Here is a 15,329-nt window from a genome sequence, read left to right on the forward strand (position 1 = left end):
AGATCATAATTGTTTTATTTTGAATGATAAAAGATGTACTAGAAACCTAGAACTAGTCAATTAAGTTTGATTTTCCTCATATTTTTCTTCAAGTATCTCTATTTCTACTAATTGTTTTCGAACTTTGACTATGACTCTTATAATTTAGTCGACAAAAATTCTAATAATCTTTCAAAAATTCTTACGTTCTATCGGCACTAAATGACAGACTTCCTATTTCTTAGGATTTATACTTAATGCAACAGGTCCAAAAGCTTTGAATTGTAATATAAGACAGAGTCAGAGTAGAAAGGACTATTATTAAAACAGAAGGGAAAGGAGTAACAGATGTCTATTTATTTAGACGTTATTTGGCTCTTAAACTTTTCCTTTGATTTGTTTCTACTTGTTTTAACAGCCATTGCATTGAAAAGGAAAATAATGAAAATAAGAATTATTCTTGCAGCACTATTAGGCTCAAGTATCGTTATTATGATGTTTAGCCCTTTAGCATTTATCTCTACACATCCTCTTGGAAAAATGAGTATCTCTATTTTAATGGTCTTGTTGGCATTTGGGTTTAAACGATTTCGCTATTTTTTTCATGGCCTTTTCACCTTTTATTTTGTCACTTTTCTAGTAGGTGGTGGAATGATCGGTGTTCATTATTTTTTACAGGCAGAAATCACTTATTTAGACGGAATCTTAATGACTAATTCAACTGGCTTTGGACACCCAATCAGCTGGTTATTTGTACTTATTGGATTTCCGGTTTTGTGGATGTTTGCAAGGAATAGTTTAGAAGGCTTTGAAGCAAAAAAAATACATTACGAACAATTGGTGACTGTTAAGATAAAGGTAGATTCAACTCAAATGACCTTAAAGGGGCTGGTTGATAGTGGAAATCAACTGTTTGATCCGATTACTCGTAGTCCTGTTATGATTTTAGATACACAGAAAGTTAAGGACTATATTCCTGAACAACTCGTTCACCATGCGCTGCAAGATGATGTGATGAAGGCAATGACTGACGATCAACAAGAAGGTCACGAATGGGAGCATCGAGTTCGGATTATACCTTATCGTGTGGTAGGAAAAGAGAATCAGTTTTTATTAGGATTTAAGCCAGATGAAGTGTGGATAGAAACAAATAGTGAAAAAATTAAGGTGCAAAAGACAATTGTTGGTTTAAATCGAACTGCTCTGTCTTCAGAAGATGAATATCAATGTATCGTTCATCCGAAAATGCTTCAAGGCCCATCTATCCAAAATGTTTCGTAAAATTACCTACTTCTATCTTACTCCGGTTCCATTTATTTATTACGCCAGGTATAAGATTTTTTATACTATCAGAACGTAAAAGGTTTAATGGTTGATAGTAGGAGAATATGGCTCACGTCATTTGGATTTGGCATTAAGCCAATTTGTTAAAATAATGAATTTAAGGAAGAGATCAGGGGAGAAAAACGCAACTGTCATATTTTAGAAGGGGGAGGAAAATGAAAAAATTAAAGTTACAGCTAACATACTTATGGTATAAGTTATTAATTAAACTAGGGATTAAATCTGATGAGGTATACTACATTGGTGGAAGTGAAGCATTACCACCACCTCTTTCTAAAGATGAAGAAGAAGTTTTGCTACAAAAACTACCTTCAGGTGATCAAGCCGCTCGATCAATTTTAATTGAACGAAATTTACGATTGGTTGTTTATATTGCACGTAAATTTGAAAATACAGGAATAAATATAGAAGATTTAATCAGTATTGGTACGATTGGCTTGATTAAGGCAGTTAATACATTTAACCCGGAAAAGAAAATAAAATTAGCTACATATGCTTCAAGATGTATAGAAAATGAAATACTCATGTATTTACGAAGAAATAACAAATTACGCTCAGAGGTTTCTTTTGATGAACCCTTAAATATTGATTGGGATGGTAATGAGTTACTATTATCAGATGTTTTAGGTACAGAAGATGACATTATTACAAAGGATCTTGAAGCAAATGTAGACAGAAAATTACTTTTAAAAGCACTACATCAATTAAATGACCGAGAAAAACAAATTATGGAATTAAGATTTGGATTGCTTGGTGGTGAAGAAAAGACTCAAAAGGATGTGGCAGATATGTTAGGCATATCTCAATCCTATATCTCCAGGCTTGAGAAGCGTATTATTAAAAGGCTGCAAAAAGAATTTAATAAAATGGTCTAAAAAATTTTTTTCAGTAAAAAGTCCTTTTATATCAATTATTTAGACGGTTTCTACTCCCTTTAACTTGAAAGCTTGTGCATATTTTTTCCTGTCCAGGAGATACTTAACACTGTACAGCAACTCCTGTTAGGAGGGAAAGATGTGACAAGAAATAAAGTTGAAATTTGTGGAGTAGATACCTCTAAACTTCCAGTTCTTAAGAATGAGAAAATGAGAGAGCTATTTAAGCGAATGCAAAACGGAGACATATCAGCAAGAGAAGAGCTGGTAAATGGCAACTTAAGATTGGTACTTAGTGTAATCCAGCGATTTAACAACCGAGGAGAATTTGTTGACGATTTGTTTCAAGTTGGCTGTATAGGATTAATGAAATCAATCGATAATTTTGACTTAGGCCAGAACGTCAAATTTTCAACATATGCTGTACCAATGATTATCGGAGAAATCCGAAGATACTTAAGAGATAATAACCCAATCCGTGTCTCCCGTTCTTTAAGAGACATCGCTTACAAAGCACTACAAGTAAGAGAACGTTTAATGAGTGAGACCTCCCGGGAGCCAACCGCAGAGGAAATATCAAAAGTACTTGATGTCCCACATGAGGAAATTGTATTTGCACTTGATGCTATTCAAGACCCGGTTTCACTTTTTGAGCCTATTTACAATGATGGGGGAGACCCAATTTTTGTCATGGATCAGTTAAGTGATGAAAAAAATCGCGATATTCAGTGGATTGAAGAATTAGCATTAAAAGAAGGTATGAGACGCCTTAACAGTCGAGAAAAGCTAATTCTACGCAAGAGATTTTTCCAAGGTAAAACTCAAATGGAAGTCGCAGAAGAAATAGGGATTTCTCAAGCACAAGTTTCTCGTCTAGAAAAAGCTGCAATTAAACAAATGAATAAAAATATCCAAAATTAAGGCTGCTCTTTTGAGTAGTCTTTTTATTTTGTAAGTTGTTACCCAGCTCATTCTGTAAAGTCCTTACCACTTCTTCACTACACTTCAGGAATCTAAGCCATCACTTCAGCAACAAGCAGTAGTATACCTATTTTAAGTATGACATAAAAAAATCTGAACGAATTGAATAGTTTATGCTATAAGCTACATAGATATGTAATAGGGGATTTCTTATAAATGTAAACAGGAATGATTTAATAGATAATGAATTTGAATAATGGGGGTAAAGTTAATGAATATATCCGAGTTCCAAACAAAAGATGTTGTTAATGTTTCTGATGGAAAAAAGATGGGTAACATTGGAGATTTTGATATTAATGTTACAACAGGAAAAATTCAAGCCATTATTATAAATGGTCAAGGAAGAATGCTTGGTTTTTTTGGAAAAGACGAGGAATTCGTCATTCCATGGCGAAATATAGTAAAAATAGGGGAAGATGTTATTTTAGTGAGAATGAATCGACAAATTGAGCCTCAAGATGAATAAATTGTCAATGAAAGCTAAACGTAACGGGTAATATGTGGTAAAATAAAGAGCGTTAGAACCGAATTAATGTCGAATATAAAAGGTTGAAACAATGATGACAGCAAACTCTTTTCAGTTAGAAGATAAAATGTATTTGTCAGTCAGTCCCTGGGATGGTTTAATAAAGGGTCTTTCAGTTGGGTTTACAACTAAAAACGGTGGTAATAGTGTTGAAGGATTTTCCTCTTTAAACCTGGGTCTTCACGTTAACGACCAAACCGAAATTGTTATAAAGAACAGAGATCAACTTGCAAAGGCTTTAGGATTTTCATTAGATAACTGGGTTTTTGCAGAACAAGTTCATTCCAATGTTATAAAGAAAGTGACAAAAGAGAGCAAAGGAAAGGGAATAAGTGTATATACAGATGGATTAACTGCATCTGACGGGATTTACACGTCTGAAAAGGGAATCATGTTATCTCTGTGTTTTGCAGATTGTGTGCCTTTATACTTTATTGCTCCCGAACATTCTTTAATTGGTCTTGCTCATGCTGGCTGGAAAGGGACAGTAAAGAATATTGCTGGTGAAATGATCATAAAGTGGAATAAAGACGAGGGAGTAAACCTAAAGGATATTAAAGTAGCTATTGGTCCCGCAATTAATGATTGTTGTTATATTGTTGACGAAAAAGTGATATCCTCTATAGATAAGAATATTTTAAAAGATTACCCATTGCCTTATAACACTGTATCAGAGGGGCAATACAAATTAAACCTTCCTCTACTTAATAAATACTATCTTTTTAGTGCGGGTATACCGGATGAAAATATTATAACATCCGATTTATGTACAAGTTGTGAAAGTGGACTGTTTTTTTCTCATCGTCGTGACAAAGGAAAAACAGGTAGGATGTTAAGCTTTATTGGAATAAATGAGGAGGCTCACCTGTAGAAATGAACGTGCAGGAAAATTACCGTAATATACGTAGTACAATTGAAAAAACATGTGAACGAATAGGTAGAAATGCAGATGAAGTTCATGTAGTTGCTGTAACAAAGTATGTAAGTGTTCAACGTGCTAAGGAAGCCCTTGATGCTGGAGTTAAACATCTAGGAGAAAACAGAGATGAAGGTCTTATTGAAAAAATAGAAAATATAGGAGAAGGTCCTATTTGGCACTTTATCGGTTCATTGCAAACACGTAAGGTGAGGAATATCATCAATAAAGTTGACTATATTCATTCGTTAGATCGTCTTTCATTAGCAAAAGAAATTGATAAGCGTGCTCAAAAACCTATTAAATGCTTTGTTCAAGTTAATGTTTCCGGCGAAGAAGCTAAGCATGGCTGTTCACCAGAAGATGTTTTAAAATTTATTCAAGCATTATCAGAGTATCCTAACATTATTATTATTGGATTAATGACAATGGCACCATTAACTGAAGACCATGATGTTATTCGAGGCTGTTTTAAACGATTAAAACAGCTTCAGCAAGATGTACAAGCATTACAACTCCTATCGGCGCCTTGTATGGAATTATCAATGGGTATGTCTAATGATTATGAAATAGCGATTGAAGAAGGTGCTACTTTTATTAGAATTGGCACTTCTCTCGTTGGAAATGAAATTGGAGGTGTATAAGATGTCAATCAAAAATAGATTTAAAAGTTTTTTTGCATTAGAAGATGAAGAATATGAATATGATGAAAATGAGGGATATGATGAAGAGTTTGAAACAACTCAACAGCAACAACAACCCTTGGCAGCTAAACATCCATCTCAACCAGCAAAGCAAAATGTGGTGAGTTTGCAAAGTATTCAAAAATCCTCTAAAGTTGTTTTAAGTGAACCAAGAGTGTATGCTGAAGCTCAAGAAGTTGCAGATCATTTGAAGAATCGCCGTGCGGTGGTTGTTAATCTTCAAAGTATACAAAGAGATCAGGCGAAAAGAATTGTTGATTTTTTGAGTGGTACGGTATACGCAATTGGTGGAGATATTCAGCGAATTGGAATGAACATTTTTTTATGTACTCCTGATAATGTTGATGTTTCAGGCTCCATATCTGAATTAGTAACAGAAGATGATCATCAAAGGTGGTAGACAAACATGGGTATATTATTTAGTTTACTCTCTACATTAATTACTTTTTATTCGTATGCGTTAATTGTTTACATATTACTTTCTTGGTTTCCAGGGGCAAGGGAATCAGGATTTGGGCAATTTTTAGCAAAAATTTGTGAACCATACTTAGAGCCCTTCCGAAAATTTATTCCACCACTTGGTATGATTGATATTTCACCGATTGTTGCAATTTTAGCTCTACGATTTGCTCAGTATGGAATTGCTTCGATCTTCAGAATGATTGGCTAAGGGACTATAATTAGTCCCTCTTTTTCATTTATGTAAAGAAATATATTGGAGTTGGGTTATGGATCATATATATCAACATTTTCGCAATGAAGAGAAACAATTTATTGATCAAGTTTTAGAGTGGAAGGATACTGTTTTAAATCAATATAGCCCAAAGCTTACTGATTTTTTAGATCCACGCGAGCAAGAGATTGTAGCATCAGTAATAGGTGAAAATCTGGATATAAAGGTGATGTTTTCTGGTGGTGTTCAGGATACCGAAAGAAAAAGAGCTTTTATTTATCCGGATTATTGTCAGCCACTTGAAGAGGATTTTCAGTTAACACTTTTTGAAATTCATTATGCAAGTAAATTTGTTTCTTTACAGCATAGACAAGTATTAGGTTCTTTAATGAGTTTAGGTCTAAAGAGATCTAAATTCGGAGATATACGATTTTACGAAGAAGTTGTTCAATTTGTGTGTGCAAGTGAAATTGCCGATTATTTGCGTGCTAATTTCCATGAGATTGGCCGAGCCAAAGTTACTCTCAAAGAAATGAATGTAGAAAAACTTATTCCTCATGTTGAAGATGTACAGGAAATAGTAACAACGGTATCTTCTCTTAGACTAGATGTGGTTTGTTCAGCTATTTATACTATTTCACGACAAAAGATTCAACCGTTAATTACAAATGGACTCGTAAAAGTGAACTGGAAAACAGTAGACTCGGTCTCATTTGAATGCCGGGAAGGGGATACTCTCTCAGTCAGAGGTTTTGGAAGGAGTAAACTAGTTTCAATGGAAGGAAAAACAAAAAAAGACCGATTTAGAGTTATCATTCATAAACAAAAATAAATGACCCGAAATAGTTTAGAAAAGATTGAAACATAAAATTATTTTAAGAAAAAACAGGAATTTCAACAAACCTGTCGAAATATGATTTATAATGTTGACAAGGATTAACTATTTCACTACATATTGGAGGTGGCACCCGTGCCTTTAACACCGTTAGATATCCATAATAAGGAATTTAATAAAGGGTTTCGTGGATATGATGAAGATGAAGTTAACGAGTTTTTAGATCAGGTTATCAAAGATTATGAAATGATTATCAGAGAAAAGAAAGAGCTTGAATCTCGTGTTACAGAACTAACAGAGAAACTAGGTCACTTTACTAATATTGAAGAAACGTTGAATAAATCGATCATTATAGCACAAGAAGCAGCGGAAGAAGTGAAGCGGAATGCTCAGAAAGAATCAAAGCTGATTATTAAAGAGGCTGAGAAAAACGCGGATCGAATTATTAATGAATCCTTATCTAAATCAAGAAAAATTGCTATGGAAATTGAAGAGCTAAAAAAACAATCAAAAGTATTCAGAACTCGTTTCCAAATGCTTATAGAGGCACAACTTGACCTGCTTAAAAATGATGATTGGGATCATTTATTAGAATATGAGGTTGAGCCTATTTTTGGAGAAACAGAAGAATCCAAAAGTTAAACTTGACTTTTTTAATTTCAATCGCATATAATACGAAAACATAGATATGTTTTTGCTCTAATAATACAAATACTAAATATAACTGTGATAGGGACAGTAGTCTTTTATTTTCTTTATATTAGCGAATCGAGGATGGTGTAAGCTCGACATAAAGATAAAAGATGAACATCACCCTTGAGTTCCAGGCTGAACATGTTACCATTAGTAAGCTGTGGCGTATATATTCACGTTACGAATACTAGAGTGGATTAAAGTAGTGTATTTAATCTAGTAGGGTGGTACCGCGAGAAAACCTTCTCGTCCCTTTTGGGATGAGAAGGTTTTTTGTGTTGTATTAGATAGAATTTTTAAAACATTTACTTATTTTGATCAACAATTTAATGAAAAAAGAGCTATTAAAATAACTGGAGGAATTAGTGATGGAATACAAAGATACCCTTCTGATGCCGAAAACTGAGTTTCCAATGCGTGGAAACCTACCTAACAGAGAGCCGTTAATGCAAGAAAAATGGGATAAGATGAATATCTACGAAATGGTACAAGAACGAACAAAAGATCGTCCACTGTTTGTTTTACATGATGGACCTCCATATGCAAATGGAGACATTCATATGGGGCATGCATTAAATAAAATCTTAAAAGATTTTATTGTGCGTTTTAAATCTACGAGTGGGTATTGTGCACCATATGTTCCGGGTTGGGATACACATGGTTTACCAATTGAGACAGCTCTTACAAAAAATAAGAAAGTAAAAAGAAAAGAGATGTCTGTTGCTGAATTTCGTAAGCTTTGTGAGGAATACGCTTGGGAACAAATTAATGGTCAACGTGAGCAGTTTAAACGCTTAGGGGTTCGTGGGGATTGGGAAAACCCATATGTAACCTTGAAGCCTGAATATGAAGCACAACAAATTAAAGTTTTTGGTGAGATGGCGAAAAAAGGCTATATTTATAAAGGGTTAAAACCTGTATACTGGTCACCATCAAGTGAATCAGCACTCGCTGAAGCAGAAATTGAATATCAAGATAAACGCTCTCCATCGATTTATGTTGCCTTCCCTGTAAAAGATGGAAAAGGCGTATTATCTCATGATGAGAAAATTATCATCTGGACAACAACTCCTTGGACAATGCCAGCAAATTTAGGAATTTCAGTACATCCAGAGTTAGAATATAGTGTTGTAGCTGCTAATGGTGAAAAGTATGTTGTTGCGTCTGAACTAGTTGAATCTGTTGCAACAACTATTGGTTGGGAAAGTTATGAAGTTGACCGTAAGTTAAAAGGTATTGAATTAGACCGTGTAACGGCAAAACACCCAATTTATGACCGAGAATCACTTGTTATGCTAGGTGAGCATGTTACAAGTGATGGAGGAACAGGTTGTGTTCACACTGCTCCAGGTCATGGAGAAGATGACTTTATTGTTGGACAGCAATACGGACTAGATGTATTATGTCCAGTTGATGAAAAAGGATATATGACAAAAGAAGCACCAGGGTTTGAAGGGCTTTTCTATGATGAAGCAAATAAGCCAATCACTGAAAAACTTCAAGAAGTGGGCGCATTACTGAAGCTTCAATTTATTACACACTCTTATCCACATGATTGGAGAACGAAAAAGCCAACAATATTCCGTGCTACTGCACAATGGTTTGCATCAATAAAAGATTTTCGTGAAGATCTTTTAAAAGCTGTTAATGATACAAAATGGGTCCCGGCATGGGGGGAAACTCGTCTTTACAACATGGTTCGTGATCGTGGAGATTGGTGTATTTCCCGTCAACGTGCTTGGGGTGTCCCGATTCCTGTGTTTTACGCAGAAAATGGTGAACCAATCATTACGGATGAAACAATTGAGCATGTGTCAAACTTATTCCGTGATCATGGTTCTAATATTTGGTTCGAACGCGAAGCAAAAGACCTTTTACCAGATGGTTTTTCACATAAAGGAAGCCCTAACGGTAAGTTTACAAAAGAAAATGATATTATGGATGTTTGGTTTGATTCAGGATCTTCCCACCAAGCGGTACTTTTAGAAAGAGAAGATCTTCAAAGACCAGCAGACTTGTATTTAGAAGGATCTGACCAGTATCGTGGTTGGTTTAACTCTTCTTTATCAACAGCAGTTGCTGTGACTGGCAAAGCTCCATATAAAGGTGTCCTAAGTCATGGTTTTGCTCTTGATGGTGAAGGTCGAAAAATGAGTAAATCTTTAGGAAACACTGTTGTACCTGCTAAAGTTATGAACCAATTAGGTGGAGATATTCTTCGTCTATGGGTTGCTTCAGTTGATTATCAAGCAGATGTTCGTGTTTCTGACGCAATTTTAAAGCAAGTTGCTGAGGTTTACCGTAAAATTCGTAATACATTCCGTTTCCTTCTGGGTAACTTAAGTGATTTTAACCCAGCAACTGATTCGGTTAGCTTAGAGAACCTTAGAGATGTAGATCGATATATGCTTGTAAAACTAAATAAGCTAACAAAACGAGTAAAAGAAGCTTATGAACAATATGAATTTGCTGCGATTTATCATGCTGTTCATAATTTCTGTACGATTGAATTAAGCTCATTCTATTTAGATTTTGCAAAAGATGTACTTTATATTGAGTCAAAAGAAAATCAGGAACGTCGTGCGATTCAAACTGTACTACACGAAACATTATTATCACTTGTTAAATTAGTAACACCAATTCTTCCGCACACTGCCGATGAAGTTTGGGAGCATATTGATTCTGTAACAGAAGAGAGTGTGCAGCTTGTTGACATGCCGGAAGTAAAAGAATATGAAAAATCAGATGAACTTGAGAAAAAATGGGATGCATTTATGACATTGCGTGATGATGTTTTAAAAGCATTAGAAGTGGCTCGTAATGAGAAAGTAATCGGAAAGTCGTTAACAGCAAGTATTGCTCTTTATCCAAATGCGGAGTCAAAAGCATTACTTGATTCAGTTGATGAAGACTTAAAGCAATTATTTATCGTTTCAGGCTTTACTATTGCTGGGGATTTTGACAATGCACCTGAAAATGCTCAGGTCTTTGATACAGTGAAAATTGTGATAACACCAGCAGAAGGTAAAACATGTGATCGTTGTTGGATCGTTACACCAGAAGTTGGTCAAGTTGAAGAACATCCAACACTATGTCAGCGATGTGCTTCAATTGTTAAGGATCATTATTAAGATTTAATAAGAGCCTATTTCTTTAATGTGTTAATTGCCTATTAAAGAATAGGCTCTTTTTCTTTTGTACATAACTATGTCAAATCCTAAAAAGTATAGTCTACAGACTATATCCGGAAGTATAAAGCCCAATTTCACAGAAAAAGGTTTTAAAGAGTAAATTCATGGGTAAAAAATACTCATTCAGACAAATGGAAAGAAAGTTAACAAAGTTAGCAGCCATTACAATCACAGGAAAATTCTTATCAGGGTGAGCAATGGATTTTTCGGGCAAAACTAATGTTAACATCATGAGAAGGATAAGGAGTTGTCCATCTTGAATAAATTTTCTGGTATTCGTTACGAATTACAATTGATGAGAGAAGAACTGCGAGCTAGATTATTCAATCACAGTTTGTTTGATATGACTTTAGACGAAGATTACAATAAAAGTCATACATTAATGCATCATATTAAAGAGGAACTTCAAGATGTAGAACGTGCCTTAATGAAAATTGAAAAAGGACTTTACGGGTATTGTGAAGATACCGGTGAAGAAATTCCTTTTGAAAAATTAAGGATACTCCCAACAGCAAGAACAAAATACGATTTCTTTTTTCAAGAATTATTTGAACGAAAATCTCTCCCTCAACACGACTATACTCATGAAGAAACTTATATCACAGGCAGTGATTTCTGACCATCATTGATTTTTGCAACAGCCCAAATTACTTTTTAATTTGGGCTGTAATAATTAATAAATTGTTTTATACAAGCTATACTTCTCCTAATAACTTACGCTTTTGTTCTGATTATGGTACAATTTCTTAGGATAAACCCGAAAATAGAAATTAGAAAGTTGGGGGAAGAACGTGTATTATTACATAATTGCTGCTGTAATTATTTTAATTGACCAAGTCACGAAGTGGTTAATCGTAAAAAACATGCAAATTGGTGAGAATATTACTGTAATAGAAAATTTCTTCTACATTACATCCCATCGGAATCGCGGAGCAGCTTGGGGAATTTTGGAAGGGCAAATGTGGTTTTTCTATATTATAACGGCTGTTGTTATAGTAGGGTTAATTTTTTATATTCAAAAACATACAAAGAATAATAAGGTAATGGGTGTGGCGCTTGGCTTTATGCTAGGTGGTGCAATTGGTAATTTCATTGACCGTTTATTTCGGAAAGAAGTTGTCGATTTTATTAATACATACATTTTTTCTTATGACTTCCCAATTTTCAATATAGCAGATTCTGCTCTTTGTATTGGGGTAGCTTTATTATTTATTCATATGTTGTTTTTTGAAGGGAAACAAGAGAAGGAGCAAGCATAAATGGACATCGTTGAATTACAAGTTAGTGAAGAGCATAAAAACGAACGAATTGATAAGTTTTTGTCTACTTCAAACGAAGAATGGTCAAGAACTCAAGTTCAAATTTGGATAAAAGATGGTTTTGTGAAGGTAAATGAAAAGACCATTAAGACGAATTACAAATGTCAAGTGGATGATAAAGTAGTTTTAGAAATACCTGACCCAGAACCTCTTGATGTAGTAGCCGAAGAAATGGATCTTGATATATATTATGAGGATCAAGATGTGTTAGTTGTTAATAAACCAAAAGGAATGGTTGTTCATCCAGCACCTGGTCATATGAATGGTACCCTTGTTAACGGTTTAATGGCACATTGCAAGGATCTTTCAGGGATCAATGGCGTTTTAAGGCCGGGAATAGTCCATCGAATTGACAAAGACACTTCCGGATTATTAATGGTTGCTAAAAACGATATGGCACATGAATCTTTAGTTCAGCAGCTTGTCGACAAAACGGTAACAAGACGTTATAAAGCAATTGTACATGGCAGCATTCAACATGATCATGGAACAATCAATGCACCAATTGGCCGTGATAAAACAGATCGTCAGAGTATGACGGTAACAAATGTTAGCAGTAAAGAAGCAGTCACACATTTTCATGTGTTAGAGAGATTTGATAACTTTACGTATATCGAATGTCAGCTTGAAACTGGAAGAACCCATCAAATTCGTGTCCATATGAAGTATATAGGCTTTCCGTTAGTTGGTGATCCGAAATACGGGCCGAAAAAAACACTAGACATAAATGGACAAGCACTTCATGCAGGTATCCTAGGGTTTGAACACCCTCGGACTAAAGAATATCTTGAGTTTGAAGCGCCATTACCTAATGAATTTGAAGAAGTATTAAATAGTATTAAAAATAATCGTTGACACATTTCTACATGTTTGTCATAATGTAATTAACTTAATAAGAACCTTTAACACAGTCCCGTGAGGCTGAGAAGGAAAACGGATAAAGACCATAGTCTATATTGGCTTAGTCTAGCTATGTCTTCGTTAACCCTCTCATAAAATCGGTGAGAGGGTTTTTCGTTTTTCAAGGTTATATTTTGAATTTCTACATGTGGAGAAACGAAAGGAGATTATAAAATGTCTCAAAAAGCAGTTTTATTAGATGAACAAGCAATTCGTCGTGCTTTAACAAGAATTGCTCATGAAATTATTGAGAGAAACAAGGGAATTGAAGACAGCATTTTAGTTGGCATTAAAACAAGAGGGATTTACCTCGCCAATCGACTTGCCGAACGAATTGAACAAATAGAAGGTAAAAAAATCGCAATTGGTGAACTGGATATAACACTATATCGTGATGATCTTACGAAGAAAACAGAAGACCTAGAACCGCTTGTAAAAGGTTCTGATATCCCTGTAGATGTAACAAATCAAAAAGTGATTTTGGTTGACGATGTACTATATACTGGCAGAACTGTTAGAGCTGCGATGGATGCACTTGTTGATATTGGAAGACCTGCAAATATACAACTAGCTGTATTAGTTGACAGAGGACACCGTGAACTTCCGATAAGAGCAGATTATGTAGGGAAAAACATTCCAACATCGAGCTCAGAAAAAATTGTCGTTGAATTAAATGAAGCTGATAAAAAAGACCAAGTAACTATTCACGAAAATTAAATAAAACCCTTTTAAGAACAGTCCAGAGAGGCTGCAAAGGGGCGCACATTGGAAGGTGGTCATTAGAATAATGATTGCTGGCCTCTTTGTACCTCTTTGCCTTAGGATTAAGCAAAGAGGTTTTTTTATGGACATAAAAAGCGTTACTTGAGTGAATGGTCGGAAACACAATTCAAAGATTACCGCTATTATAATAAAATTACGATTCTTTCACACATTATAACTAACAAGAATGATGCATATTGGAGGACATAACATGAAAGAAGATCAAATTGTTTTAGATGTAAAAGATACACCAAAACCAATGACCTGGCTTGCACTTAGCTTTCAACATTTGTTTGCCATGTTTGGCGCAACAATTCTAGTACCATTTTTAGTGGAGCTAGACCCAGCTGTAGCACTTATCTCAAGTGGATTAGGAACTATTGCATTTTTACTCATTACAAAAGGTCAGGTACCAGCGTATTTAGGATCGTCCTTCGCATTCATTACGCCAATTATTGTGGCAAAATCAACAGCAGGTGTTGGAGCTGCGATGGTAGGGAGCTTCTTAGCTGGTCTTGTATACGGAATTATTGCTTTACTTATTAAAGGGACTGGTCATAAATGGATAATGAAAATACTTCCGCCAGTAGTTGTAGGACCTGTCATTATCGTTATTGGATTGGGATTAGCAGCAACTGCGGTAGGTATGGCGACAAATAACCCTGCCGGCGATTATAGCTTAAAACATTTCTCGGTTGCGTTGGTAACATTGTTAATCACAATTTTATGTTCAATCTTTCTAAAAGGATTTTTCAACTTAATACCAGTACTTATTGGAATAGCAGGCGGCTATTTCTACTCACTAGCGATTGGAATTATTGATTTTTCAAGCGTAATAGCAGCAAACTGGATTCAAGTACCAAACTTTGTTATACCTTTTGTAAACTACACTCCATCAATCACACTTGATATTGTATTACTTATGGTACCTGTAGTTGTCGTAACAATCTCAGAACATATTGGACACCAACTAGTTTTAGGGAAAGTTGTTGGAAGAGATTATATTGAAAAACCAGGCTTACATCGTTCGATTTTAGGAGATGGTGTAGCTACAATGATTGCTGCTTTAATCGGGGGACCACCGAACACAACATATGGAGAAAACATTGGTGTTCTGGCAATTACAAGAGTTTATAGTGTGTTTGTTATTGCAGGAGCCGCAGTACTAGCCATTTTGTTTGGATTTATTGGAAAGATATCAGCATTTATCAGTTCAATCCCGACACCTGTTATGGGTGGAGTATCCATTCTACTATTTGGTATCATCGCATCATCTGGATTACGTATGATGATAGACAGCAAACTTGATCTTGGAAATAAACGCAACTTAATTATAGCATCTGTTATATTAGTAATTGGAATTGGAGAAGCAACGCTTAAGATTGGAAATTTCGACCTTCATGGGATGGCATTAGCAGCAATAATTGGTATTGTATTAAATTTAGTTCTACCTTATGATAAGGACGAATCAATTAATAATGAAACGGCATAAGAAAATGGCTTAGATCTTTTAATGAAAAGTCCAGAGAGGCTTAAAAGGGTGTAAGGCAAACAAAGGTATTTCTATACCTTCATTTGCTCTACCTTCAAACACCCTGATTTAGTAAATCAGGGTGTTTTTCTATAAAAAG

General features: G+C 35.0%; 16 protein-coding genes and 1 other annotated feature. All 16 genes read left to right on the forward strand.

The window, feature by feature from the left end:
• The first annotated feature begins 327 nt into the window (after nucleotides 1-327).
• The 16 genes from spoIIGA (at nucleotide 328) to COD11_RS07900 (ending at nucleotide 15,190) form a co-directional block, all read left to right on the forward strand.
• Nucleotides 328-1,260: a sigma-E processing peptidase SpoIIGA gene (gene spoIIGA, locus COD11_RS07825; protein ID WP_098796208.1), complete on the forward strand. Its 933-nt coding sequence runs from the start codon at nucleotides 328-330 to the stop codon at nucleotides 1,258-1,260.
• 218 nt (nucleotides 1,261-1,478) lie between these two features.
• Nucleotides 1,479-2,198 carry an RNA polymerase sporulation sigma factor SigE gene (gene sigE, locus COD11_RS07830; RefSeq protein ID WP_098796209.1) on the forward strand — a complete coding sequence of 240 codons (720 nt, stop codon included), beginning with the start codon at nucleotides 1,479-1,481 and terminating at the stop codon, nucleotides 2,196-2,198.
• A gap of 141 nt (nucleotides 2,199-2,339) precedes the next feature.
• Nucleotides 2,340-3,119: an RNA polymerase sporulation sigma factor SigG gene (gene sigG / locus COD11_RS07835; RefSeq protein WP_098796210.1), complete on the forward strand. Its 780-nt coding sequence runs from the start codon at nucleotides 2,340-2,342 to the stop codon at nucleotides 3,117-3,119.
• 256 nt (nucleotides 3,120-3,375) lie between these two features.
• Nucleotides 3,376-3,645, forward strand: a complete 270-nt coding sequence (locus COD11_RS07840) for a YlmC/YmxH family sporulation protein (RefSeq protein ID WP_098796211.1) — start codon at nucleotides 3,376-3,378, stop codon at nucleotides 3,643-3,645.
• Nucleotides 3,646-3,739: 94 nt separating this feature from the next.
• Nucleotides 3,740-4,576, forward strand: coding sequence for a peptidoglycan editing factor PgeF (pgeF, locus tag COD11_RS07845; protein WP_098796212.1), 837 nt, complete (start codon nucleotides 3,740-3,742; stop codon nucleotides 4,574-4,576).
• Nucleotides 4,577-4,578: 2 nt separating this feature from the next.
• Nucleotides 4,579-5,265 (forward strand): YggS family pyridoxal phosphate-dependent enzyme, encoded by a 687-nt coding sequence (locus COD11_RS07850; RefSeq protein WP_098796213.1) that lies wholly within the window; start codon nucleotides 4,579-4,581, stop codon nucleotides 5,263-5,265.
• A gap of 1 nt (nucleotide 5,266) precedes the next feature.
• Nucleotides 5,267-5,725, forward strand: coding sequence for a cell division protein SepF (locus COD11_RS07855; protein ID WP_141549661.1), 459 nt, complete (start codon nucleotides 5,267-5,269; stop codon nucleotides 5,723-5,725).
• A gap of 6 nt (nucleotides 5,726-5,731) precedes the next feature.
• Entirely contained in the window at nucleotides 5,732-5,995 is a 264-nt protein-coding gene (locus COD11_RS07860; RefSeq protein ID WP_098796214.1) for a YggT family protein, read from the forward strand.
• A 58-nt stretch (nucleotides 5,996-6,053) separates the two neighbouring features.
• A complete protein-coding gene (locus COD11_RS07865; RefSeq protein ID WP_098796215.1) occupies nucleotides 6,054-6,830 on the forward strand; it encodes a YlmH family RNA-binding protein in 777 nt (258 codons plus the stop codon).
• A gap of 138 nt (nucleotides 6,831-6,968) precedes the next feature.
• The gene (locus tag COD11_RS07870) at nucleotides 6,969-7,475 is read left to right on the forward strand and encodes a DivIVA domain-containing protein (RefSeq protein WP_098796216.1); all 507 of its coding nucleotides are present in this window, start codon (nucleotides 6,969-6,971) and stop codon (nucleotides 7,473-7,475) included.
• Between the two features lie 75 nt (nucleotides 7,476-7,550).
• Nucleotides 7,551-7,783, forward strand: a binding site (T-box leader).
• Nucleotides 7,784-7,894: 111 nt separating this feature from the next.
• Nucleotides 7,895-10,657, forward strand: coding sequence for an isoleucine--tRNA ligase (gene ileS / locus COD11_RS07875; RefSeq protein WP_098796217.1), 2,763 nt, complete (start codon nucleotides 7,895-7,897; stop codon nucleotides 10,655-10,657).
• A gap of 355 nt (nucleotides 10,658-11,012) precedes the next feature.
• Nucleotides 11,013-11,336, forward strand: a complete 324-nt coding sequence (locus COD11_RS07880) for a TraR/DksA family transcriptional regulator (RefSeq protein ID WP_098796373.1) — start codon at nucleotides 11,013-11,015, stop codon at nucleotides 11,334-11,336.
• A gap of 172 nt (nucleotides 11,337-11,508) precedes the next feature.
• Nucleotides 11,509-11,976 carry a signal peptidase II gene (gene lspA, locus COD11_RS07885; protein ID WP_098796218.1) on the forward strand — a complete coding sequence of 156 codons (468 nt, stop codon included), beginning with the start codon at nucleotides 11,509-11,511 and terminating at the stop codon, nucleotides 11,974-11,976.
• The gene (locus COD11_RS07890; RefSeq protein ID WP_098796219.1) at nucleotides 11,977-12,891 is read left to right on the forward strand and encodes an RluA family pseudouridine synthase; all 915 of its coding nucleotides are present in this window, start codon (nucleotides 11,977-11,979) and stop codon (nucleotides 12,889-12,891) included.
• A gap of 219 nt (nucleotides 12,892-13,110) precedes the next feature.
• Nucleotides 13,111-13,653 (forward strand): bifunctional pyr operon transcriptional regulator/uracil phosphoribosyltransferase PyrR, encoded by a 543-nt coding sequence (pyrR, locus tag COD11_RS07895; RefSeq protein ID WP_098796220.1) that lies wholly within the window; start codon nucleotides 13,111-13,113, stop codon nucleotides 13,651-13,653.
• Nucleotides 13,654-13,909: 256 nt separating this feature from the next.
• A complete protein-coding gene (locus COD11_RS07900) occupies nucleotides 13,910-15,190 on the forward strand; it encodes a solute carrier family 23 protein (protein WP_098796221.1) in 1,281 nt (426 codons plus the stop codon).
• Nucleotides 15,191-15,329 lie beyond the last annotated feature (139 nt).

This window comes from Bacillus sp. AFS040349, from assembly GCF_002577655.1.
GTDB lineage: Bacteria > Bacillota > Bacilli > Bacillales > Bacillaceae > Metabacillus.